This window comes from Phreatobacter stygius (assembly GCF_005144885.1).
Lineage (GTDB): Bacteria > Pseudomonadota > Alphaproteobacteria > Rhizobiales > Phreatobacteraceae > Phreatobacter > Phreatobacter stygius.
Genome location: NZ_CP039690.1, coordinates 3,347,763 through 3,369,762 on the forward strand (window position 1 = coordinate 3,347,763; position 22,000 = coordinate 3,369,762).

Below are 22,000 nucleotides of genomic sequence, written 5' to 3' on the forward strand. Positions count from 1 at the left end.
GAAAATGTGATCGCCGCCTCGCCGGAACGGACAAGGTACGATCAGGATCGCGGCTTATACACGACACCGGCGATCCCGGCGAGTGTCGGAGAATCGATGATGAGTTTCCTCATGGGAACCACGCATTGCGTTCTTCCGTTCTCTCTTGTACGCGCTTCCAGCGACGACCTCGAGGCTTTGAAATGACCCGCGTCCTGCGCTCTGTCCTATTCGCGGCCGTTGCATCGACGGCGCTTGGCCTGGCGGCACCGGTTCTCGCCCAAGCGACAAGCCACAAGCTCGACGTGACCGTCGACCAGCCGGCCTGCATAACCCGGCCGCAACCGGCCTGCACCGCCGAGCTCGCCTTGCTGGCCGCCCGCGACGAAGCCGAGGGCTGGGCGGTGACCGCAGCCTTCGAGGCCTTTATTGCCGCGGATCCGGATCTGGCCGCGCGCGACCGCTGGATGGAGCGCTACGAAGCCTGGGCGGCGGTCGCCACCGTCGACGGCATCAAGGAGCGGATCATTCCGGTGCGTGCCGAACATCTGGCGCGCAAGGGCGACTTCGCCGGTGCTTATCGCGAGCTCGGCCTCGACCGGGCGCAGCCCGACGCCCTGGCCGAGCCTTCGGTGCTGATCCTCGACGAGGCGCGTGCCGGCCGCATCCGCGACACGCTGCCGCGGATCGAGCGGCTGGTGGAAAGTGACAGCCGCGACGACCTGCGCCTGGAAATTCTGGAAATCGCACTTGCCCGCGCGCCCCATGATGCCGACGTGGTCGCCGGCGGCATCAAGGACCGGTTTTCGCGCCGCATGGCCCAGGCCCTGCAGGCTGGCGCCCGCGGCGACCAGGCGATCGGCCGCTCGATCGATGAATGGGCGCGCGGCGCGCGCGCCAACCAGACGAGCCCGTTCGACGATGCCGACACGGCGCGGCGCGAGAGCTGGGATACCTTCCTGCGCGGCGCCGTCGCAGCCAATAATCTCGACGCCTTCCGGTTCGGCATCACCAGCCGACCGGCTTTCGACACCGCCGCCGACGCCGAAGGGGCGAGCAAGCTCCTGCGCATCCTGATGCGCGAAGGCCGTGCCGACTGGATCCGGGTGCTTGGCCCGGCGCTGCAACTGCCGGCCGGCGAGAGCGTTTCGGTCGATGAGGATATCGGCTCGATGCGCGCCCTGCCGATCGGCAAGCTGGTCGGCGTCGCAGCTGCGGCGGAGGCGACCGGCTCGGCGCGCGGCGCAGTGGTCGATACCGCGGTGGAAATGCTGATCGGGCGCGGCGCCATTGCCGAGGCGCGCGATCTGTTCGTCAGCGCCGGCCGGCTCGATGAGCTGAACCGTGTCACCTTCGATCAGGAACGCATTGGCGTGGTGTTCGAAACGCTGTGGCGCGCCATTGTCGGCAATGGGCCCAAGCAGACCGTCGAGGCGCTCGCCGCGCGGATCACCTCGCCCGGTGCGAAAGACTATATGGCGCGTGTCGAGCGGCTCACGGCCCGCATGCAGGAGATCGCCGCCGGCAACAAGGGCGAGGAGCCGGCCGACGACGAATGGGCGATCATGCTGGATGTCGCCATCGCTTCCGGCGATCCGGTGCTGATGACCAAGATCGCTGCGGCTATGAAGGATCCGGGGCTGCGCTCCACCGCCTTTGTACAGGTGACCCGCAACGTGTGGGAACGCGCCGCGCGCTGAAGGCTCAGCGCGTGAAGGCGCGGATCGCGCCGACCACGCCCCCGACCATCAACACGATGGCGGCGGCCTCCGCGAGGCTCGGCCAGCGCCCGGCGTGGATGAAGCCATAGGTCAGGCCGAACAGGGTCTCCGAGACGATCAACTGGGCGGCGAGCGAAACCGGCAGCCGGGTCGAAGCGATCGACCACAGCCAGGTCGCGAGAAACGACGAGGCCAGCCCGACCATCAGGCTCCAGGCGACCAGCGGCCCGAGCGCGGGCACAGCCAGACCGATCGACGGGGCGGCGGAAAGGCCCCACGCCCAGGCGATTGCGATAAGCAGGGGCAAGGTGGCAAGCGTTGCGGTCCCGGTCAGCGCGGTCCAGCCGACGGCATCGGCGGCCACCTCGCCCTGGCGCAAGACGGCGGCATTGCGCATGCCGTACCAGTACCAGCTGGCGAAGCCGCCGACGGCCAGGGCGACGCCGAGCAGAATGCCCGGCCTGCCGGCTTCCGGCGTCTCGCCGAAGGCTGCGCCGTTGACGATGGCAAGGCCCAGCGCGATGGCCGTCAGCGGTGGCAGCAGGCGCCGAAACGACAATCGGTCGGTGCCCCGGTTGCCGCCGATCGCCATGGCGACGGGCAGGGCCCCGATGATCAGCGCGACGATCGACGTGCCGACGAGCGGAATGGCGAGTGCGATCAGGCCGAAATAGACGTTGAAGCCGGCGGCGCCCAACAGAACCAGGGTCCAGCTCATGCCGGCGGGAAGATCCCGCCAGTCGCGAAAGCCGCGCGAGGCCAGGAGCGCCAGCGACACGAGGCCGAAGACCAGCGTCCGCAGGATCACCAGGTCCATCGGCTTGAACGGAGCGACCATCAGCGGCGCGACGAAGGTCAGGCCCCAGAGCGCGCCGGCTGCGAGACCGGCGAGAATGCCCAGGGTCATGCTGATCGACTCATGATGCTACCTTGGCGACGCCTTCAGCCCTGCAGCTTGGCCCACAGCTCGCGGTCGCGAATGTCGGTCCAGATCACCGGCCAGTCGATGCCGCTGGCCTCGTCATAGGCGCGTGAGACGTTGAACGGCAGGCAATGTTCGTAGATGGCGAAGGAGGCGAACTTCGGATCCATCGCCACACGGGCGGCGTCGAAGGCCTCTTTCAACGAGCGCTTCTTGGCAACGCTGTCGGCAACCGAGGCGTAAAGCGTCGACAGGAAGTCGCGTGTCAGCATGATGCCGTCCTTGACCATGGCGGCGCTGGTCAGGGCCGCGCCGCGGCCGGGCACGACGGCCTTGGCGTTCAGGGCCGAAATCGCGTCCAAAGTTGCCGGCCAGTCCTTGAAATGGGCATCGCCGCAATAGCAGGCCGAGTGATATTCGACGAGATCGCCGGTGAAGGCGACCTCGGCATCCGGTACGACGGCGACGATGTCGCCGGCTGTGTGGCCCCGGCCGAGATGCATCAGCTTCACCTGACGCTTGCCGAGCCAGACCGTCATCTCGCGGGCGAAGGTGGCATGCGGCCAGGTCAGGCCCGACGGGATCGATTCGGCGCCGGGGAACAGCCGCGGGAACCGGCCGATTTCGCTGGCCTTGTCCTGCTCGCCGCGCTCGACGATCAGGCCGCGCGTGGCGTCGGAGGCGAGAATGGTCGCGCCGTCATAGGCCGAGGCGCCGAGCACGCGCACCGCGTGATAATGCGACAGTACGACATATTTGATCGGCTTGTCGGTGACCGTCCTGACCTTGGCGATGACATCGGCCGCCATGGCCGGTGTCGCCTGGGCATCGATCACCATGCAGCTGTCGTCGCCGACGATGATGCCGGAATTCGGATCACCTTCCGCGGTATAGGCGTAGAGCCCCTCGCCGAGCTGGTCGAACGAGATCTTTTTCGGGCCGAGATCGGCGGTGGAGGCGAAGGCCTTGCTCACAGGGGTCACTCCAGAATGGCGGGCAGCGACTGGAACCCACGAAAGCGCAGGCGTCCGGTCCGGATGGCGGTTCCGGTCAGCCGATAGCACGGAAAGCGGGCGAGGAAACGGCCCACGGCAATGCGGCCCTCCAGACGCGCAACTGCCATGCCGACGCATTGATGCGGTCCCGAGGCGTAGCCGAGATGGCGGTTCGGCTGGCGTCCGACGTCGAAACGGTCCGGATCGGCGAACACCACCGGGTCGCGATTGGCAGCCCCGATGCACAACGTCACGCGGGTGCCGGCTTCGAGCGCGACATCGCCGATCGCGGTGGCCGCGGTGGTGATGCGGTTGCCGAGCTGGTTTGAGCTCTCGACCCTCAGCGCCTCCTCGACCGCCAGCCGGGCAAGGCCTGGATCGGCGATCAGCCTGGCCCGCTCTGTCGGCCACCGGTCGATCAGCCAGAGCGCATTGCCGATCAGGTTGGTGGTCGTCTCGTGGCCGGCATTGAGGATGAAGATGCAGTTCTGCAGAAGCTCGGCTTCCGACAGGCGGTCGCCGTCGGCTTCGCCCAGGATCAGCCGGGTCAGGACGTCCTTGTCGGGATCGCCCGGGGTCTGGCGCCGGCGCGCCACCAGGGTTTCGAGATAGGCCAGGAAATCGCTGACGGCCTGGTTGCCGCGCTGCATCTGTTCAGGCGCCAGCACCGGCTCGAGCGCGCCGAGAATGGCCAATGACCAGTCGCGCAGCGGCTCGCGTTCGCCATGGGGAATGGCGAGCAGGTTGCCGATCACCTCGATCGGAATGGCCGCAGCGAAATCGTCTATCAGGTCGATCTCGCCGCGCTTCGCCATGGCCTGGATGAGCCGGTCGACCAGGGCCTCGACATTGGCTTCCAGCGCCGAAACCGCGCGCGGATTGAGCGCGCCGGCGAGAATCTTGCGCACCCGGGTGTGCAGCGGCGGATCGTTGAACACCAGGCTGGTGGTGTGATGCCGGAACAACGGGCTGTCGCCATATTTCGGAGCGAATTCGACCCGCTTGTCGGACGAAAAAGTCGTAGTGTCCTTGTAGACGGCCTCGAGGTCCGCATGGCGTGTCAGGAAGATCGAGCCGTCGGGCATGCGCCTGACCGGTTCGTGTTCGCGCAGCGCCCGGTAGATCGGGAAGGGATCGTCGGTGAAGCCTTCGGGCGGCGCGCGCAGGTCGAAACGCGCCGCGAGCTCGGCGGCGGGGCTCCGCTCCGAGCCGGTCGCCGCCGTCGTCGTCACGGGTGGTGTTTCCTGACGATCTGATCGATGGCGCCGAAAATCGAATGTCCCTTGGCATCCTTCATCTCGATGCGCACGGCATCGCCGAAGCGCATGAACGGTGTCTTCGGCTCGCCGTTGCGAATGGTTTCAACCGTCCTCAGCTCGGCAATGCAGACATAGCCGAGCCCGTCCTCGGCAATCGGCCTGCCGGGACCGCCATCGGCATCGCGGTTCGACACCGTGCCGGAGCCGATGACGGTGCCCGCGACCAGCGGCCGGGTCCTGGCGGCATGGGCGATCAGCGTGCCGAAGTCGAAGGTCATGTCGACGCCGGCATCCGGTTTGCCGAAAGGTTCGCCGTTGAAGAAGGCGAGCAGCGGCCGGCTGAGCTTGCCGTCCTGCCAGGCCGTGCCCAGTTCGTCCGGCGTCACCGCCACGGGAGAGAAGGCGCTTGACGACTTCGACTGGAAAAAGCCGAAACCCTTGCCGAGCTCACCGGGGATCAGGTTCCGCAGGCTGACGTCATTGGCGATCATGACGAGCCGGATCAGCCCACGTGCTGCGGCCGGGGTTACGCCCATCGGCACGTCGTCGGTGATGACGGCGACCTCGCCTTCGAAATCGATGCCATGGGCCTCGTCCGGCAAGGTGATGGGGTCGCGCGGCCCGAGGAACGAATCCGAACCGCCTTGGTACATGAGCGGGTCGGTCCAGAACGACGGTGGCATTTCCACCCCCCGGGCCTGGCGGACCAGCGCCACGTGGTTCACATAGGCTGAGCCATCGGCCCATTGATAGGCGCGCGGCAGCGGGCTTGCGCAATGATGTTCGTGGAAGCGGAATGACGGCACCGAGCCGATTTCCAGCTGTTCGGCGAGGTCAGCGAGCCGTGGCGACAGCCGCTCCCAGTCGTCCAGGGCCGCCTGCAGCGTCGCCACCACCGGGAAGGCATCGGTCGCGCGGGTGAGATCCCTGGACACGATCACCAGGCGTCCGTCACGGCCGTGTTTGAGCGAAGCAAGTTTCATGTAGGCGAACCTCGGCGGCTATCGAAGCACGATCCGGACGTCATCGGCCGGGGAGCTATCAAAGCCTGTCGGAGCCGGATTGGCCAGCGTCTTCGCAACGGAGTGTCCGGTTCGGCCGGGCATGGGTCTCCCGCGTTGCGCGGGCTGCCGCCACATCCTAGATTTGGTTAGCCGGACGCTTGTTCTCCGGCGGGGAAAAAACCCGATGGACGGCCGTGCGATGGAAGGACAAGCCGGATCGGCTGCGAAGCTGGAACTTGAGACCTTCCTGCCCTACCGGCTGAATGTGCTGGCCACCATTGTCAGCCAGGGGCTCTCGGGCATCTACGCCAAGCGCTACGGCATCGGCGTTCCGGAATGGCGGGTGATGGCGACGCTCGGCCAGTTCGGCGCCATGACCGCCAAGGACATCGGCAGCCATAGCCGCATGCACAAGACCAAGGTCTCGCGCGCCGTCGCGGTTCTGGAGAAGCGTCTGTTGGTGCAGCGCCGGGCCAATCGGCAGGATCTGCGCGAAGCCTTTCTGTCGCTGAGCGAGCATGGGCGCGCCATCTATGACGATCTGGTGCCGGTCGCCCTGACCTTTGCCGCCGAGCTGACCCAGGGCCTGACCAGGACCGAGCGCGCCGAACTCGATATCTTGCTCGCCAAGCTGATGGACCGCGGCCTGAAGCTGTTGCGCGACAACGCCGAGGCGAACGGAGAAGACTGAGCCGGTCGGGCCGATCGTCGATGACGACGCGCCGGGCTGCGCTTAAGCTGCTGCTGGGAGGCCCCGATGAAACTCTATACTTACTTCCGCTCATCCGCCGCGTTCCGCGTCCGGATTGCCCTGAATCTCAAAGGACTGAGCTATGAATCGGTCCCCATCCACCTCGTCCGCGACGGCGGCGAACAAAAAAAGCCCGCCTACCGCGCGATCAATCCGCAGGGCCGGCTACCGGCCTTGATCGTCGACGGGCCGGCAGGCGAGGCCGTGCTGACGCAATCGCTCGCCATCATCGAATATCTCGATGAGATCGCTCCCGAACCGCCACTGCTGCCGACCGACCCGATTGCCCGGGCGCGGACTCGCGCCGCGGCCCAGCTCATCGCCTGCGACATTCATCCCCTGAACAATCCAGGCACGACCGGCTATCTCAAGACGGTCATGGGCCAGTCGTCGGAAGCGATCAGCCAATGGTACAGCCATTTCATCCGCGATGGCTTCACGGCGCTGGAACGGCTGGTCGAGCCCGGTCCCTACGCCTTCGGGGCGGCGGTGACCGTCGCCGATCTCTGCATCGTGCCGCAAATGTTCAACGCCCGGCGCTTCAATGTGCCGCTCGACGACTTCCCACGGCTCATTGCAATCACCGAGGCCTGCCTGAAGCTGAAGGCTTTCGCCGATGCGCGCCCGGAGGCGCAACCCGACGCCGAATAATGGGCGGGTGGCTCAGCCGCGATGGCCGTGGTCGCGGTGGCCGGTCGCGGCGGGTGGGTTCGACGGGATCGACGAGCCCCAGCTGCGCCGTTCCGGCAAGCTGGTGCGTCGGCCGCCGGACACGGCATGGCCGATGCCGGCACCGGCCAGGATGCCGAGAGCGCCGACCAGCCACACCAGGAACACCACGGAAAGGCCGAGGCTGTGCAGCGCATCGGCGAACCAGCCGAACGAATAGGGGTCGGGCGTGAAGCCCGGCACGTTGCTCATGCCTGCGGCGCTCGACCCGAACAGGTCGATCAGCGAATAGGCGATGAAGGCGACGATCGACCAGAGCGCGATCGCTATGCCGGTGCCCCACCAGATGAATTTGCGCATAGGCGGACCTTCCTCCTCGCTCCACGCGATGTGGGGTGCCGTTTGGCCTGTGCAAGATCCCGGCTGCTCTGCACCTGTAGCGCGCGCGATCGAATGGCATTTGGCGCGCGGTCGGATGGCAGCATGCCGGCCTCGGGTGGCCGGGCGTTCGGGCGCGGTTGTGATGGCCGGGCGGGCGGCGGTGGGCGCCGGGCCGGTCAGGACGTGGTCTTGCCCGGGGGCACGGCCTCGATCTCGGTCAGATAGGCGAGATTGGCGGCGAAGGTATGTTTGACCTTGGTGATCGACCAGGTGACGTCGACGGCGGGGTCGATGCCGGCGGGCGTGAGATTGGCCTCGGCCTGGGCGGTGGGGCGGCCGTAGAGCCGCATCCACAGCTTGCCGCGGGCGCGCGCCAGTTCGCCGCGCTTGCCCTCGGCGGCCCGCCGGGCGTCGGCCTCGTTCTGGAACGGGTCGCGGAAGGTGAAGGCGGCGGCGCCGCCGAGGCCGGACAGCGTGAAGGTGCGGATGCGCCCGGTGGCCCGGTCGTTCCAGGGCGCCACGACCTGGCCGTGGGTCGGCGCCTCGGTCTCGGTGACCTTGACCGAACCCGGGCCGGCGAGATCCGCAGGCTTGACCACCAGCGGCGGCAGCGCCTGGCCGGTGACCGACCTGGCCTGGCCGAGCGGGGCCACCACCAGCCGGCCGTCCTTGGGCGCGGCGGCGGCATTTTCGCGCCGCGCCAGCCGGGTGGCCAGATGCAGGTCGCTCTCGGCGCGCTGGGCGAGATAGGACACCTTGACGGTGGCGAGCGCCGGCGCGATCGCCAGCGCAAGACCCATGCGGCCGGCGATCTCGCCATAGATCTGGCCGAGCGTGGTATCGGCATAGGCCCTGTTGCGCCGCTCCTTGGCCGCCTTGCGGTCGTCGAAGGCCTTGGCCGTGATGGTCAGCCGGTCCGGATAGAACTCATGGGCGACCTCGGTGATGGTGTAGGAGCCGAAGCGGATGATGCCGGTTTCCTTGTAACCGCCGCCGAACTCTATCCTTGCGCCGACCTTGGGCCTGGCGATTTTCGGCTGGCTGTTGTCGACGGTGATCGCCAGCGTGTCGTTGCGCATGCCGATGCCGTCGACCACCTCGGCCCGCATCATCCGCGAGAACAAGAGGTCGGACACGTTCTGCCCGTCGACCAGGCACCAGATCGCCGGCGTATGGCCGTCGCGCATGAACGGGGCGAGATCGATGCCGAACCGATCCAGCATGGCTCAGCCGAAGATCCGGAGCATGGGCGCGGGCGTCTTGGCGGCCGGATCCGGCCGTGCCGGCAGGTTGACCGGAAGGCCGGCCGGCAACCGGCCGGGCTCGGCCAGGAGATGCGGGTTCAGCGCCAGCGCCGCGGCATAGAGCCGGCGCTGGTCGGCCGGCCGCGGCGCCAGTTCGCGCCAGATCAGCTGGTCGAGCAATTCGTCGCCTGTGGTGATGACCCGCGCCATGTCAGCCGCCGAAATATTTGAGGGTGAGGGTGATGTCGGATTTCCGCGCGACGCCGCCGAGGCCGAGATAGAGGCCGGCATCCTTCAGGCTGTCGATCACCCACAGCCCCCAATAGTCGCCATTGCCGAGCGCCACCGGCAGCGGCTGGCCGAGATCGCCGAAAGCCTCCAGCGCATAGGGTGTCGCGGCCGAATGGCCGGTCACCGCGCCGGGCATCAGCGTGCCCACCAGCGCCATCGACTTGGCGCCTTTGCCGAGAAACTGCAGGCCGGGATAGGCGCCGATGCGCTCGACCTCGTGCCAGCGCCACTTGGCATTGACCTCGCGGGCATGCGGGGAAAAGGCGCGCAGGCCGAAAGCCACCGGACCGATGATCATGACCAGGCTCATGCGTGGGCCTCATGCAGGCTGCCGTTGAGACGCTGGGCGATGCGCGTGCCGAGTTCCTGGGCGAGTTCGGCAACCGACAGGCCGTGCTGCGCCACGGTGACGCCGCCCATGGTGATGGCGACCGAGACCGGCGCGCCGCGCGCGCCGCTAAGACCATTGCCATGGCCGCCGGCCTCGCCGCCGTCGAGGCTTGCGCGCGTCGGCAGCGTCCAGTTGTCGGCGTTCGGCCTGACCGTGCCGCCCGACATGGGCAGGGGGGTGAACGGTCCGGTGGACGACCCTGCGTCGGGTGCCTGGCCGCCCAACATCGGCAGCGGCTGGACCGGCCCGCCCGGCGATTCGAGAATCGGCGGCACGGGCGCCGGCGCCGCGCCGGTGCTCGGGCGGGTCGCGGCGCCGGGCAGGTTCGCTCCGGCCGCTCCAGCGGGGCTTGCCGCGGGCGTCATCGCCCTGATCCGCTGGTCGAGCGCGGTGCCGAGCGCCTCGAGCGCGCCGATCCGTTCCCATATCCTCTGGTACTGCGCGCGCTCCGGCGCGTTGAAAGCAGCGCCGCCATTGCGCAGCCGGTCGGCTTCGGCGAGCGCCGTCGCTTGCTCGGCCTGGACGATGCCAAACTCGGCCCGCAGCGTCGCCGGCGTCTGCGGATATTGCGCCTCGGCCTCGGCCGGGCGCGGCATCGGCACAGGCGCGCCGGGCATTCCCGGCGCATCGCCCGGCCGCGATCCGGGCACAGCCGCGCTGGCGGTGCCGTCATTGGCGCCGGGCGGACCGGCTGCGGCGCGCTGGGCGGCGGCCAGCTCGGCCTGCTTGGCCGCACGGGTCTGTTCCAATCCGGGCACACGACCGGCGAGGCCACCGTCTCGCCTGGCCTCGGCGATGTCGCGATCGAGCCCTGCGATCTCTTCGCGCAGGATCCGTGCCCTGCCTGCGGCGACCGCTTCCGCGGTGGTCGGATACTCCGCCTCGGCTTGCCGGTTGACGGCGCCGGCACCGACGCCAATGCCGTCGAGCGCCCGTCGTCCGGCGCGACCGGTGACGTCGTCGAACAGCCGCCTGCTGCGGTCGATTTCGCCGCTGTTGCTGCCCCTGGCCTGCGCGAATTCACGATCGACCGTACCAGCCGTGCCCCGCGCGGCGAGATCGTGCTCGATTTCGCGCCGGCGCGGGTTCTCCTCGGCCAGCCGTTCGATGGCATCGGCCGCGCTTTCGCCGACCGTGTCGTTGAGGAATTTGCGCCGCTTGGCGACATCGGTCATGCCGCGCACGGTTTCCAGGTAGCGGTTGATCGCGCCGTTCGGGTCGCGCGCGCGCTGCCGGTCGAACTGCCCCAGGTCGATCCCGGCGCGGCGAAAAGCGCCGGCGAATTCCTCGCCGCGATTGCCGCGATTGCCCAGCGCCCCGAACAGCGCGTTCAAGCCGGTGGCGGCGTCGTCGGTCTCCACGCCGGCGACGTGCATGGCGGCGCCATAGGGAACCAATTGGTCTGGCGACAGGCCCATGCCGCGGCCCTCGCGGCCGACCTTGCCGACCAGCGACATCATGTCGAGCGGAGCGGCATTCACCGCGTGGGCGCCGGCGGTGGCTGTGTCGGTGACCCGTTCCAGTTGCGGCTGGCTGGCCTGCAAGGCCCGGCCGGCGTGTGCGAGTGCCCGGCCGGTTTCGGCGGAGTCGGCGCCCCAGGCGACGGCTGCCCTGGCGCCATATTCGGTGAAGCGCGTCCGGTCCGCCGCGGGCCGGCTGCCACGCAGGCCGGCGGTCATGATGCCGGCAATGTCCTTGGTGGCCAGCCCGGTATTGCGCGCGGTGCGCTGCAGCGTCTCGCGGTCGGCCTCCAGCTCGTCGCCGGTCGCGCGGGTGACGCGGCCGAGGTCGACCATCGTCCGGTCGAGCTCGGTCGCAACCTCGAGGCCGTGCTTGGCTGTATCGTAGACGGGGCCGCCGATATAGTCCCAAAGGCGCCTCAGCATGCCGCCGGGCGCGGACGGCGAGGATGGCGTCTCGGCCATGGCTCAGCCTCCCCTGATCGCCAGCGCCAGATCCACCTGGCGCCGGACCCGGCGGATCTCGGCGGCCTTGCGCCACCAGGTCAGTTCGGCGAGCGTCATGGCCATCAGGTCGCTCCTCGGAAACGGATAAGTGCCGGCGACGGTTTCGAAGACGAGGAGGAGCGCGCCGATGCTCACCCCTCCGGCGAAGGGTCCGCGGCCGGCGTGCCGCCAGCCTCTTCACCGGTCTCGTCAGCCGTCTCGACCTCGACCGCCTGGCCGATCTTGGCGTCGTACCAGCTGCGGATGGTGATCAGGCTCGACAGCGGCGCCCTGGCGATGGCGTCGAGCGTGACGCCGGCGCAGGCGGCATAGATCCGGGCCTCGACCTCGGAACGGCTGGCCTTGGCCCCCGACAGCGCGAAGGCGTCGATCCAGTCGCCGGCGCGCGGTTCGCGCGCCGGTTCCGGCAGGTCGGCCGGCGGCTCGCGCCATTGCCGGTCGCCCCAGGTCTCGATCGCCCGCTGCACGGCGAGCGGCACGGCGCGCAGGGCGGCGTGCGGCAGGCCGCTGGCGAGCGCCGCCAGCCGGTTCTTCAGTTCCGCCTCGCCGCCCTCGCCGAGATTGCGGGCGGCGGCGAACATGTCGGCGGCTGTCGCCGCTTTCAGTTCGATCACCGCGATGGTGCGCTGGTCGAAGACCAAGGGCGGCGACAGCTTGATCCGGGTGACGGCCATCTGAGTGCTCAGCCCGTGCCGATGAGCGACATGGCGCTCTGGATCTGGTTGAGGCCGAGACCCGAGAAGATGCCCATTTCGGGATCGACATGATAGATCTCGACCTGGCCCTTCAGCCAGCGCATCGACTGGATATGCAGGGTGACGGTCATCTCGCCGCCGGTGGTGCCGCGGTCCCAGGTGCCGAATTCGAGATCGGCCTGGGCCACCATGCGGAACACCTCGACGCTCGAGGTGCCGGTGCGCGGCTCGTAGAATTCGCGCCGAAGCAGCAGGGGCTTGGCCGCCCCCGGGCCGAAACCGGCAAGTGCCGCCGCCTCCAGGTCGTAGTCGGAGAAGACGATCGGCGCGGTCATCGCCTCGACCAGGCCGATCGAGGAGGTGACCTGGCCGGCCATGCCGCCGCCGGCATAGGTCTGGCGGATATGCTTGAGCTTCGGCGGGGTGAATTTGGCGTTGTTGGCGAGCTTCAGGCTGTCGCCGATGGCGACCGACCAGAACCGTCCCGTCTTGATGTAAGCCATGGTCAGACCTCCAACGTGCTGTCGAGCGCGCGGACGATCCGGCCGACCATGTCGACGAGATAGCGCGGGTCGCGCGCGCTCTCGATTTCGAGCGTGTAGATCGGTGGAACTTCCTCGGCCGTATAGGTGATGCGGATGACCCCGTCGCGCAGCTTGGCCGACGGGTTCTTGTGCGGCTGCAGCTCGACCCGGCCACCGGCCAGGATGCCGATCGAGGCCCAATATTTGGCCTTGTCGTCGAGCGCGGCGATGGTGTTGATCACCTGCGGCGCGGTCATCGGCCGGTCCATCACCGGCTTCAGCTCGGTCGCGGCCATCACCTCGAAGGCGTAGCGCGCGGCGACGACCGGATGGAACTGCCAGCGCCTGTCCTCGGCCGCCGTCAGGCCGCCCTGATATTCGAAGCCCTGGTCGCGCACGATCGTGTTGATCGCATTGGTGTTGAGAAAATTGGCTTCGGTCGTGTGGTCGCTGATGTCGTAGTCGATCAGCCGCTCGGTGCCGACAATGCCGCCGATATTGCGGTTCGACCAGGAGAAGTGGAAGCCTTCATTGGCGATCACGCCCATGCCCATGCCGAGCACCCAGGGGCTGGCGGCCTGCAGCACGGTGGTGCCGGTGTCGCTCGACGCCTTCACCCGGGGGTCGATCAGGATGGTCGAGAGCGAGCCGGAATCGGCGCGATAGGCAACCGCCGCCTCGCGCGTGGTCGAGGGCAGGTCGGCATAAACGAAACCGCGGCGCGCCTCGCAATAGGGCTCGATGGCCGCCAGGATCGGATTCTTGGCATCGCCCAGGCGATGCGCGGTGAACGAGCCGAAGGTGAAATGGTTGGGCGTCAGGCCGGTCTCGACCTTGGCCTTCTTGAAAGCGTGCCAGCCGGTAAAGGCGCTGGCATTGCCGACCATGTTGGCAATGGTCTCCTCGAGCTTGGTCGCGGCATTGGCGTTGGTGCTCTCGGCGGTGCGGACCGCGACGATGCGCGCCTGGCCGCCGGAGGCGACCCGGATGGCGTTGATCTTGATCGCCAGGTCCGAACCCGGCGTCAGCGCGGCGATCTTGGCGTCGTCGGCATCGTCATTGATCAGCCCGACCGGCTTGTTCAGCTCCCAGATCGGGCTGACGGTCGCGGCATCGATCCCCATGACGCCAATGACGTCGCGATCCGGCACGCGCAACAGCGGCTGGTCGTCGTTCAACCTGATAATGCGTGTGCCGTGGTGGCGCGGAAGCTCGGTCATGAGCGGTCGGTCCTCGTTTCATTGGCGTCAGGGCCTTCGAGGAGCAGTTGACCATGCCGCGCGCGCGCGCATGAGGGCGGCAAATGCGGCCCCTTCGGGGGGCGAATAGCGCGTGGTGAATGGCGAATGGGGGCGGACGGCGTCGGGCGCGCGAAACGAAACCGGCCCGGCCTCGCGGGTGCGAGGCCGGGCCGGTGGCTGGTGCGGGCGGCGCGAGGCCGGCCGGGTCGAAGGTCTTGAGCCGGCCAGGCGGCCGGAGCTCAGGCGTATTGCGGCCTGAGCGCGGGGCCGTCGAGCGACACGACGCGCGTGCCGGTGAGCAACTGCACGGCGACGATGAGGAAGGCCATGTTATAGGCGAATTCGGCATTGCAGGACGACACCCAGCCGTCACCGGTCTGATACATGCAGGCGCCTTGGCAGAGCTGCAGCACCGGGCAGGTCGGACACTCCTTGCGGGCCGACCAGCGCCAGGAGGTATTGAGCCTGACCTTGTCCATCGCCATGACATGGCCGATGCGATGCGGCCCCTTGGTCGAGACGTTCTGGCAGGTGCCGACATTGCCGAGCAGGTCGACGGCGAGCTGGTCTTCCCGATCCATTCCGCATTTCTGCCCGAGCACCGACGAGGGGCGCTGCCGAAGGATAGAGTTCATGCAATCCCTGACCTTGCGCTGAAAGGCCGGGACCTTGGTGAGCGCGCCCGTCATGACGCCGTCCACGACACGGCTTGTCAGCTCGGCGAGCTGCGCCGGAGAGAACCTCGAGGTCGGGTCGCCTTCGTTGTACTCGTGGACGACCCCCTCGAAGCTCACCACAAGCTCGGGCCGGTCCAAACGCTTGCGCAGCCACGTCGTGACAGCGACAGGGTCGCTCGACACGGGCGTGAGCACGGCGTTGATGGACAGGCGATGGCCGAACGTGTCTGCCGCATAGCGCCACAGGTCCAGGACTTCGGGATCGTCCAGTGGGTCGGGACCACGGATGCCCTGACCGGGGCCATCATGGGAGATCGCGAAGTGGAACCCCCATTCCCGCATCCGGTCCAGGCGCTCGCGCGTCATCAGCGGCTTGTCGCCCTCGCGAGACCCGTTCGTAACCGTGCCGAATTCTGCTTGCGGGAACCGCGCCCTGAGAGCCGGCGCAAGAACTTCGATCTTGTGCCAATACAACAGCGGTTCGCCGCCCCAGAATTCGATGCGGGTCAGGCTCGAAGGATCGAGCCAGCGGTCGAGCTGCGCGAGGAAGATTTCGGCGTCGCGGGTGGAGGTCTTCTCGGCTGTCCCTTTCTGCTGCCCCTGAAGGCAGTAGGAGCAGCCATAGTTGCAGCCAAGACCGAGCTGGATTTTCAAGCGGCGCGGGGCTGCGCTCTTGCGGCCGGGCTCATCCGGCGTCAGCGGGCCGAGCGGCACGGGCCACGCGCCGGGCGGGGAGACGCCGGACATCGTGTGGATCGGCGACCCCGGTTGCACGACAAGGTCCCCGCGCTCGTCCGTCAGGCGGGACGTGTGCTGGTCGTAGCCGAACGTCCGCTGGCGACCGGCCTTGTCCATGGCATGAATTGAAAACATCAGGCGGGCCTGTCGTAGCGGATGACGGAACGGTCCATGGGCATCGGCGGCGACGCCAGATAGGTTCGTCGGTCTGGTTGCAGCCACGGCACGCTCGGATCGTGCGTCGGCGGCGGGAGGTTCGGGAACGACACGCCTGCCGGAATGATCCCCGTCACAGTGCGGCGATAGGTGCCGAGCCTGCCGGCGGGATTGTCGGCGGCTGTCGCCTGGTCGAAGCCAGCCGGAGCGGTTGCCCAGCACGCCCGGCAGTCCAGGCCTTCAAAATGGGTCACGGCGTGGTCAACGAGCGCGACCGCCGCGGCAGGACCAGCGAAGACGGCGGCAAGCTCCGATTGGATCAACCACTCGCGGCTCCCTGGCTCGTTCACGCACACGATCATGGCGTCGCGTATCGCGTCGTCAAAGAACAATGCATGCGTCGTGACCGTCCAGAGGCGGCGCAACAACGCCGACTGCATCGCTATCTTATGGGACAGCGACATTTCGAGGCCGTTCGCGTGGATCATGCGGTCGCCGAATTCAACGGTCGATCGGGCGTCGTCTGTCGTGAGCTTGCGTATCATGCGCAATCACCACAGGCACAGGCGCTGAGCGCGAATGTCACCTTCCCGTAGAAGTCGGCGATCGATATCGTCCCGGTCGGGAACTGTTCCGGAGCGTTATCGAGGCCATGAATTCGCCCACGGTACCAGTTCAAATCGTAGGTGCCGTATTTTGGGTATGGGCCGGCGTCGAGATTGGTGACAGCATTCCGATTGCCCCACCCGGAATTGTACGGGGGGTCCGTGTGGTTCCTGATGGTGTAGAGGCTCAGCTCTCCGCTGGTGGGCAATGGCATGTTCAGCCCCCCTTGGTATTCACGGAGGCGAGAACGAACATCTGGTCGAGGACGGACGGGACCTGCGGGACAGCTGCGAGCATCGGGACCTTTAGTGCGTATTCGGCCATCAAGATGCGCGCGACGGTCTCATCGCACATGGTGTTGCGCGCGAATTGCAACACGGTCGGCCGGTCGAGCTGATCGAACGGGGTGAAGGAGGCCTGATCCGGCGGGGCGAGGAAGGTGGTTCCCTCGCGCTGCACGAAATAGGCGCTCGTGCCGTACGAGCAGCGCCACGTGACGGCTTCAACGACATTGGTCAGGCCGTTGAGTTCCGGGGCGACATGAACGACGGTCGCAGTCCAGGAGAATTCAGGGGCTGGGGCGGTGGTCATGCGACCTCCTTCGCGAGGTTGGCTTTGAGGCTGTCGACTTCGGCCATCAGGCCCTTCACGGCCTGGACGAGTACGGGGATGAGCTTTTCCGGGCGCACGGTCAGATAGGGATCGGCCGGATCGACGGGGACGTCGGTGCGCGGCGTCTTGTGTTCGTCCTGGTACTGGAGGAGTTGCTCGGCGACGCCCTGGGGCAGCACACTGGCCACCTCCTGGGCGATGAAGCCGACCTGGTCCTGCCCGGCCTCGGCCTCGCCGACAAGTTGGCGGCCGATGCCGTTCCAGCGGAACCGGACGCCTCGGATGCCCTCGATGATGGCGCGCCAGTCGTCGATCGGACGGATCTCGTCCTTCAGCCGCCGGTCCGAATAATAGGCGACCACATTGCCGGTGGCGTAGAAGTTGCCCGCGCCCTCCAGGAAGGCTCGCACCGCGCCGGCACCGTCCTGCCATTGATGGAACCAGCTTCCATAGCCTCGCCATGTCGAGGGGCCGGCGTTCTCGAAATGCATCCGGGGGTGGCCGTCATTGGTGTTTTTCCAGGCGCTGACCTGGTTGTTGAAGTAGCCCGCCGGGGTGAAATTGCCGCTGTGCCAGAGCGTGTAGGCGAGCGCGCCGGTCGACCAGCCGCCGACCTTCCACTGGTTGTCACTGTCGAGGCCGAAATAGGCGGCGAAGGCATTCGGGCGGTGGAACCCGATCATCGCCGCGGAGGTGGCGCCGCTGCTGCGGATCTCGAGCGAGCCGAGGCCGCCCGTGGCGGTGGCCATGGCCGTGCTATTGGTGTCGATTGCCGACAGGCGGCCGTTCAGGGTCACCGCGCCCGACAGGGCGGCGCCGGCCTTGACGGCATAACGGGCATCGCCCCAGGCGGTGTCGAAGGCCAGGCTGCGGCTCGCCGCAAGGCTGCCGCCGCCGGAAAGCCCGGTGCCGGCGGCGATGGCGGTGGTGCCGAGCGCGTAGCGCGCATCGCCCCAGGCGGAGTCGAAGGCGAGCGTGCGGCTGGCGGCGAGCGTGCCGCCGCCGGTGAGCCCGGTGCCGGCCGTGATGGTGGTGGCGCCGAGCGCGAAGGCCGCGGCATGCTGGCCGTCGATGAGGTCGGCATCGAGGCCGGAGCCCGCGCCGTCGACGGTCTGCAGCTTGGCCATGACGTCGGCCGCGCTATAGCTCGCGGCCGGCAGCTTGGTGGCGAGCGAGGTGGTGATGGTGGTGGCGAAATTGGGATCATTGCCCAGCGCATTGGCGAATTCGACGAATGTGTCGAGCGCCGCCGGCGCAGCGCCGGTGATCGCGGCGATCTTGGCGTCGAGCGCCTGTTTCAGCCCGGCCGGATCGACCGCCAGGGTGGTGGAGGTGCCGGCTGTCGCCTCCGCGCCGGTGGCCAGCCTGACGATGCCGGCGACCGTCTGGCTGGCCGAGGGTGCCAGTGCCGCGATCGCCTCGGCGGTCCTGAGCGGCGTCATGGCGGTGGCATTGTCGCTGCCGGCGATCGCCTGGGCCTGCGACGCGGCGGTCACGGTGATCGCGCGGTCGGCCGTCAGGTCGCCGCCGCCGGACGCAAGCCCGCTGCCGGTGACCGTGCGGGTGGTGAGCGGCCGGGCGGCGAGCCCGGTCCCGATCGCGTTGAGGATCGCCTGGACCGTGGTGCCGCTCAGGCCCGCCGGGGCCGTGCCGGTCACCAGGGCCGCGCTGTAATCGCCGGCGGTCGGGTTGACGCCGCCGACCCGGCCGTTGAACGAGGTCACCGAGGTGTCGGAGGCGGCCACCAGCGAGCGCCAGGTGACCGGCGCGATACTGGCGACGAAGTCGATATAATAGGTCGCCGGCGGGCCCGGCACCTCATGAAAATACCAGTTGCCGACGGCGAGCGGCGTGCCGTCGGTCTGGGTCGCGGGCGGGCTCGTATGCACGCCGAGGAAACCGCGCATATGGGCGATGGCCGCCGCCGCCGCCGTTTCGGTCTGGCCTTGGGCGATCTGCGCCTGGTTGCGCGAGCTGTCGGCTGCCGCCGCCTCGGCGAGCGCGACGTCGCGCGCCGCCAGCGCATCGGCCGAGGATTGCGCCGCCTCGTCGCGCCGGCTGAGCGCCTGGACCGCGGCGGCTTCCGCCGCCACCCGGTGGCCATGGACCGCGGGGATCGCCGCGGCATTGTCGGTGGCCGAGGCCGCCGAAATGGTCCAGCCCGCGTGGAAGCCGGAACCGGCGGCCCGGTCGACATCGATGGTCAGTTCGCCTGATGTCGGGTCATAGGCGACCAGGCTGCCGAGCATGGCTTCGGTCGGCTCGCCGGTCTTGATCATGGCGAGATAGGCGGCGGGTGCGAATTGCCGGCGATGGTCCGCGTCGACGATGAACACCTTGCGGTCGACGCTGACCTCGATCTGGCTCGCCGACGAGGTCGTCAGGATCGCGCCGAGCGAGGCATAGTCGTTCAGGTTCTCGACGATCGGCGCCATGATCTCGTCGAGGCGGGCAAGCCCCGCCGAGACGAATTTTGCTTTCTCCTGGTCGAACGAGACGGCCTTGTCCTCGATCGCAGCGGTGCGCACATCCAGATCCTTGAGGATCGGGTTGACGGTTGCGGCATTGGCGAAGTCGCCGTCCTTGATACGGTATTTTTCGAAGCGGATCGGCATCGGGCATGGACCTCGGCGATGAGGAGAGGGGGCTGGTCGGTCAGGCGGCGGCCGCGGCCACGGGATAGGCCGAGGCGATGTCGTCGCCGATCGCCTCCTTGACCCTTTGCTTGACCGTGTAGGTCTTGCCCGGGCGGAACACGACGCCGGCGACCTTGGGTGTGACGCGGGCGACCGTGATGTCGAAGAAGACGTCTTTGGTCGCGGCCGGCAGGCTTTCGGCCGGGGTGTCGGGGCTGGGTTTCTTGGCCATGGGAGGCGCTCCGTTCGGATGTCTGAAGGGGCTTGGAGGCTCAGAAGGCAATGTCGACGCGGGTCGACACGAGATAGGTGTCGAGCGCCGTCGAGGTGGTGCCGCTCTGCTCGATCTTGTAGGCCGAGACCGGCGCCGTGGTGTTGAAGGTGTAGGTCCGGATGATCGCCTTCGGATCTTCGGTCGGCGTCGTATCGGTGACGTCGGGCAGCTCGATCGTGGCAAAGCCCGGCGCGCCGCACAGAAGCCGCATGGCATGGGCGTGGCGGGTGCCGCTCCAGTTCTCCAGACGCACGGTCACCTGCACTTGGGATGTCGGCACCGGCAGGGTGCGCGGCGTCGAGATGTGCTTGAACGTGGTGCGCGGCCGGGACAGCCTGACGCGCGACCCCGACAGCCGGATGCCCGGCGCGACATCGGTGGTGCCGATCAGCACCGCGCGGAACTGCAGCAAGGGCGGCAGGCCGATCAGCTTGGCCGGCGTCAGGCTGTCGATCGGTTCCCAGCCGGAGCCGGATTTCTGCACCTCGAAATAGCACTGGCAGGAGCGCGGCACGACCATGCCGGCCAGGATGTCGAGCGAGGAAATGCCGCCATTGAGCTGCAGCGGCTGCAGTTCCACCACGGTGCGCACCCGTTCGAACCTGGCGAATTCCACCGAGAACACCAGGTCCTTGGTGAAGTCGCCTTCGAACCAGGCGCCATCGGTCGAATAGAACAATGTCCCCTGGGCATATTCGCCCCCCGAGGCTACCGCCGCATAGTGGTCGGCCGCCGTCACCAGCACGATGGCGTAACGGCCGCCGGCCGACAGGAAGGTCGGCGCGAGCGGGAACAGCGTCATGCCGTCCTGCGGGAACAGTCTCAGGTCGGCGCGCTGCACGGTCACCTGGGCGACCGTCTTGGAGAGATCAGGCGCGCCGAGATAGGTCTCGCAGACGGCAAGCGTGATGGCGCCGGAGCCGGCGAGCCGGGTCAGGCCGACGCGCAGGCCGGTCAGCCAGCCGTCCTGGGAGTTCAGGAAGGTCTGCGCCACCGTCTGGCCGTTGACCACCGTTGTGGTGGTCAGGACGTCCCAATAGGGCTCCTCGTAGCTGTCGATCCAATATTGCTGCAGGCGGATGAAATTATGCGCGCCGCGCAGCTCCTCCGGATTGTTGATGATGAAGCTCTCGCCGTTCAGCGTGAAGACGTTGCTGGTCGGGTCGATCTGGCCTTGCGCCCAATAGTTGCGGGCATTGGTGCAGACCGAGAACTCCTGGCCGTAACGCACCCGTTGCCGGCTCATGGTCTTCTGGACGATGGTCTGGGCCTGGCTCTGGTACTGCGACAGGCGCAGCTCGCCGGCATAAGACGCGACCGTGATGCGCGGGATCGAGGCATGCGCCGGCAGCAGCACGCCGTTCTTCACCACCTGGGCCGGATCCAGCGCATTGAACACGCTGATCTGGCTGTCGCCCTGGTTCTCCGGCCCGAAACGCACGCCTTCCTCGACCTTGGCCAGGAGGTCGAGATTGGTGACGTCGGTTTCCGCCGAGGTCAGGTAGAAATCGGCGGCATAGCTCGAATAGTCGTCGGGCAGGCCGACGACATCCTTCAGCCGGGCGATGTCGGAGGCCATTTCGATGATGGCGCGGGTCGAGGCGCTGCCCTTCAGCCGGTTGGCCAGCGCCGAGATGTCGGAACCGATGGTCTGGATCCGCGGTTCGGCGGACGCCTGGAATTTCTCCAGCAGGCCGACGCGGCTGTCGACCTCGGTCAGCCGCGGCATGCGGTTGCCGGCGATCATGGTGATGCCGCCATCGGCAATGCCGGTCGGGGTCAACAGGATGTCGCAGACCGCCAGGAACTGGGCGCCGAGCGGCGAGCGCTGCGGGTCGGCGCTTTCAAGGCCCGCGATCAGGCCGACATTGGCGACCCGGTCGTGGCGCATCGACACGGTCTGCGACTGGGTCACGTCATTGTCGACGTCGATCAGGTAGGAGCGCGGCTGGATGTCGACCTCCGCCGTGCCTTGCCAGATATAGACGGTGACCAGGCGCTTGGCGGCGGCGGGCAGGAAATCGAACAGCGATTTCTGCACCGTCGCGGCCGCCGCATAGACTTCGCCGGACGCGAACAGCCGGCCCGGCGCGACATTGATCTCGGTCGCCGAGACGCTGGTCACCTCGAAGCCGGAAAAGCGCTTCTGGGTCGAAATGGTATCGGCGACCAGGTGGTCCAGGGTTGCCTCGACATGGCCCTGGAGATTGTTGAAGTCGTTCTCGACGACCTCCTGGCGGGCACGAAACGTCACTTTGCTCAGCATG

21 protein-coding genes are annotated in these 22,000 nt (G+C 67.8%); 3 read left to right on the top strand and 18 right to left on the bottom strand.

The features are described 5' to 3' along the window. The first annotated feature begins 125 nt into the window (after window positions 1-125). Window positions 126-1,679 (top strand): hypothetical protein, encoded by a 1,554-nt coding sequence (locus E8M01_RS15645; RefSeq protein ID WP_136960958.1) that lies wholly within the window; start codon window positions 126-128, stop codon window positions 1,677-1,679. 4 nt (window positions 1,680-1,683) lie between these two features. Here E8M01_RS15645 and E8M01_RS15650 read toward each other — a convergent pair whose 3' ends face one another. The 4 genes from E8M01_RS15650 to E8M01_RS15665 are packed head-to-tail and all read right to left on the bottom strand — an operon-like array spanning window position 1,684 to window position 5,859. After that, on the bottom strand, window positions 1,684-2,607 hold the full coding sequence (locus E8M01_RS15650; protein WP_136960959.1) for a DMT family transporter: 924 nt from the start codon (window positions 2,605-2,607) through the stop codon (window positions 1,684-1,686). A 35-nt stretch (window positions 2,608-2,642) separates the two neighbouring features. Further along, window positions 2,643-3,596, bottom strand: a complete 954-nt coding sequence (locus E8M01_RS15655; protein WP_136960960.1) for an MBL fold metallo-hydrolase — start codon at window positions 3,594-3,596, stop codon at window positions 2,643-2,645. Window positions 3,597-3,601: 5 nt separating this feature from the next. Then, complete coding sequence (locus E8M01_RS15660) at window positions 3,602-4,849, bottom strand: cytochrome P450 (RefSeq protein WP_136960961.1); 1,248 nt, start codon at window positions 4,847-4,849, stop codon at window positions 3,602-3,604. Next, window positions 4,846-5,859 (bottom strand): fumarylacetoacetate hydrolase family protein, encoded by a 1,014-nt coding sequence (locus E8M01_RS15665; RefSeq protein ID WP_136960962.1) that lies wholly within the window; start codon window positions 5,857-5,859, stop codon window positions 4,846-4,848. The genes E8M01_RS15660 and E8M01_RS15665 overlap by 4 nt, the downstream gene beginning before the upstream one ends. 205 nt (window positions 5,860-6,064) lie before the next feature. Between E8M01_RS15665 and E8M01_RS15670 the strand changes: the two genes are divergently transcribed. Together E8M01_RS15670 and maiA are read left to right on the top strand one after the other, a co-directional pair. Continuing rightward, window positions 6,065-6,571, top strand: coding sequence for a MarR family winged helix-turn-helix transcriptional regulator (locus E8M01_RS15670; RefSeq protein ID WP_246088749.1), 507 nt, complete (start codon window positions 6,065-6,067; stop codon window positions 6,569-6,571). Between the two features lie 66 nt (window positions 6,572-6,637). Next, on the top strand, window positions 6,638-7,282 hold the full coding sequence (maiA, locus tag E8M01_RS15675; protein WP_136960963.1) for a maleylacetoacetate isomerase: 645 nt from the start codon (window positions 6,638-6,640) through the stop codon (window positions 7,280-7,282). 12 nt (window positions 7,283-7,294) lie between these two features. Here the strand turns inward: maiA and E8M01_RS15680 are convergent, their stop codons facing one another. The 14 genes from E8M01_RS15680 to E8M01_RS15750 form a co-directional block, all read right to left on the bottom strand. Continuing rightward, window positions 7,295-7,660 carry a hypothetical protein gene (locus E8M01_RS15680; RefSeq protein WP_136960964.1) on the bottom strand — a complete coding sequence of 122 codons (366 nt, stop codon included), beginning with the start codon at window positions 7,658-7,660 and terminating at the stop codon, window positions 7,295-7,297. A 197-nt stretch (window positions 7,661-7,857) separates the two neighbouring features. Further along, window positions 7,858-8,904, bottom strand: a complete 1,047-nt coding sequence (locus tag E8M01_RS15685) for a phage late control D family protein (protein ID WP_136960965.1) — start codon at window positions 8,902-8,904, stop codon at window positions 7,858-7,860. Window positions 8,905-8,907: 3 nt separating this feature from the next. After that, the gene (locus E8M01_RS15690; RefSeq protein ID WP_136960966.1) at window positions 8,908-9,135 is read right to left on the bottom strand and encodes a tail protein X; all 228 of its coding nucleotides are present in this window, start codon (window positions 9,133-9,135) and stop codon (window positions 8,908-8,910) included. 1 nt (window position 9,136) lies between these two features. Beyond that, entirely contained in the window at window positions 9,137-9,526 is a 390-nt protein-coding gene (locus E8M01_RS15695) for a phage tail protein (RefSeq protein ID WP_136960967.1), read from the bottom strand. Then, a complete protein-coding gene (locus E8M01_RS15700; RefSeq protein ID WP_136960968.1) occupies window positions 9,523-11,532 on the bottom strand; it encodes a phage tail tape measure protein in 2,010 nt (669 codons plus the stop codon). Before E8M01_RS15700 ends, E8M01_RS15695 begins: the two co-directional genes overlap by 4 nt. A gap of 173 nt (window positions 11,533-11,705) precedes the next feature. Next, on the bottom strand, window positions 11,706-12,248 hold the full coding sequence (locus tag E8M01_RS15710; protein ID WP_136960970.1) for a hypothetical protein: 543 nt from the start codon (window positions 12,246-12,248) through the stop codon (window positions 11,706-11,708). Window positions 12,249-12,256: 8 nt separating this feature from the next. Then, window positions 12,257-12,772 carry a phage major tail tube protein gene (locus E8M01_RS15715; RefSeq protein WP_136960971.1) on the bottom strand — a complete coding sequence of 172 codons (516 nt, stop codon included), beginning with the start codon at window positions 12,770-12,772 and terminating at the stop codon, window positions 12,257-12,259. A 2-nt stretch (window positions 12,773-12,774) separates the two neighbouring features. After that, window positions 12,775-14,013: a phage tail sheath protein gene (locus tag E8M01_RS15720; RefSeq protein ID WP_136960972.1), complete on the bottom strand. Its 1,239-nt coding sequence runs from the start codon at window positions 14,011-14,013 to the stop codon at window positions 12,775-12,777. A gap of 260 nt (window positions 14,014-14,273) precedes the next feature. Further along, window positions 14,274-15,584, bottom strand: coding sequence for a radical SAM/SPASM domain-containing protein (locus E8M01_RS15725; RefSeq protein ID WP_136960973.1), 1,311 nt, complete (start codon window positions 15,582-15,584; stop codon window positions 14,274-14,276). Then, entirely contained in the window at window positions 15,584-16,150 is a 567-nt protein-coding gene (locus tag E8M01_RS15730) for a hypothetical protein (RefSeq protein ID WP_136960974.1), read from the bottom strand. Before E8M01_RS15730 ends, E8M01_RS15725 begins: the two co-directional genes overlap by 1 nt. A 277-nt stretch (window positions 16,151-16,427) precedes the next feature. Beyond that, window positions 16,428-16,802 (bottom strand): DUF7936 family protein, encoded by a 375-nt coding sequence (locus E8M01_RS15735; RefSeq protein WP_136960975.1) that lies wholly within the window; start codon window positions 16,800-16,802, stop codon window positions 16,428-16,430. Next, window positions 16,799-19,438: a tail fiber domain-containing protein gene (locus tag E8M01_RS15740; RefSeq protein ID WP_136960976.1), complete on the bottom strand. Its 2,640-nt coding sequence runs from the start codon at window positions 19,436-19,438 to the stop codon at window positions 16,799-16,801. Before E8M01_RS15740 ends, E8M01_RS15735 begins: the two co-directional genes overlap by 4 nt. Before the next feature lie 40 nt (window positions 19,439-19,478). Continuing rightward, window positions 19,479-19,691, bottom strand: a complete 213-nt coding sequence (locus E8M01_RS15745; protein WP_136960977.1) for a hypothetical protein — start codon at window positions 19,689-19,691, stop codon at window positions 19,479-19,481. Window positions 19,692-19,731: 40 nt separating this feature from the next. After that, window positions 19,732-21,999 carry a hypothetical protein gene (locus E8M01_RS15750; RefSeq protein WP_136960978.1) on the bottom strand — a complete coding sequence of 756 codons (2,268 nt, stop codon included), beginning with the start codon at window positions 21,997-21,999 and terminating at the stop codon, window positions 19,732-19,734. Window position 22,000 lies beyond the last annotated feature (1 nt).

Excerpts from the sequence above, each read along its gene's own strand:
- E8M01_RS15735 (WP_136960975.1), bottom strand. The coding sequence starts at position 16,802 with ATGACCACCGCCCCAGCCCCTGAATTCTCCTGGACTGCGACCGTCGTT.
- E8M01_RS15665 (WP_136960962.1), bottom strand. The coding sequence starts at position 5,859 with ATGAAACTTGCTTCGCTCAAACACGGCCGTGACGGACGCCTGGTGATC.
- E8M01_RS15750 (WP_136960978.1), bottom strand. The coding sequence starts at position 21,999 with ATGCTGAGCAAAGTGACGTTTCGTGCCCGCCAGGAGGTCGTCGAGAAC.
- E8M01_RS15700 (WP_136960968.1), bottom strand. The coding sequence starts at position 11,532 with ATGGCCGAGACGCCATCCTCGCCGTCCGCGCCCGGCGGCATGCTGAGG.
- E8M01_RS15695 (WP_136960967.1), bottom strand. The coding sequence starts at position 9,526 with ATGAGCCTGGTCATGATCATCGGTCCGGTGGCTTTCGGCCTGCGCGCC.
- E8M01_RS15720 (WP_136960972.1), bottom strand. The coding sequence starts at position 14,013 with ATGACCGAGCTTCCGCGCCACCACGGCACACGCATTATCAGGTTGAAC.
- E8M01_RS15690 (WP_136960966.1), bottom strand. The coding sequence starts at position 9,135 with ATGGCGCGGGTCATCACCACAGGCGACGAATTGCTCGACCAGCTGATC.
- E8M01_RS15745 (WP_136960977.1), bottom strand. The coding sequence starts at position 19,691 with ATGGCCAAGAAACCCAGCCCCGACACCCCGGCCGAAAGCCTGCCGGCC.
- E8M01_RS15685 (WP_136960965.1), bottom strand. The coding sequence starts at position 8,904 with ATGCTGGATCGGTTCGGCATCGATCTCGCCCCGTTCATGCGCGACGGC.
- E8M01_RS15715 (WP_136960971.1), bottom strand. The coding sequence starts at position 12,772 with ATGGCTTACATCAAGACGGGACGGTTCTGGTCGGTCGCCATCGGCGAC.
- E8M01_RS15730 (WP_136960974.1), bottom strand. The coding sequence starts at position 16,150 with ATGATACGCAAGCTCACGACAGACGACGCCCGATCGACCGTTGAATTC.
- E8M01_RS15650 (WP_136960959.1), bottom strand. The coding sequence starts at position 2,607 with ATGACCCTGGGCATTCTCGCCGGTCTCGCAGCCGGCGCGCTCTGGGGC.
- E8M01_RS15670 (WP_246088749.1), top strand. The coding sequence starts at position 6,065 with ATGGACGGCCGTGCGATGGAAGGACAAGCCGGATCGGCTGCGAAGCTG.
- E8M01_RS15725 (WP_136960973.1), bottom strand. The coding sequence starts at position 15,584 with ATGTTTTCAATTCATGCCATGGACAAGGCCGGTCGCCAGCGGACGTTC.
- E8M01_RS15710 (WP_136960970.1), bottom strand. The coding sequence starts at position 12,248 with ATGGCCGTCACCCGGATCAAGCTGTCGCCGCCCTTGGTCTTCGACCAG.
- E8M01_RS15680 (WP_136960964.1), bottom strand. The coding sequence starts at position 7,660 with ATGCGCAAATTCATCTGGTGGGGCACCGGCATAGCGATCGCGCTCTGG.
- E8M01_RS15740 (WP_136960976.1), bottom strand. The coding sequence starts at position 19,438 with ATGCCGATCCGCTTCGAAAAATACCGTATCAAGGACGGCGACTTCGCC.
- maiA (WP_136960963.1), top strand. The coding sequence starts at position 6,638 with ATGAAACTCTATACTTACTTCCGCTCATCCGCCGCGTTCCGCGTCCGG.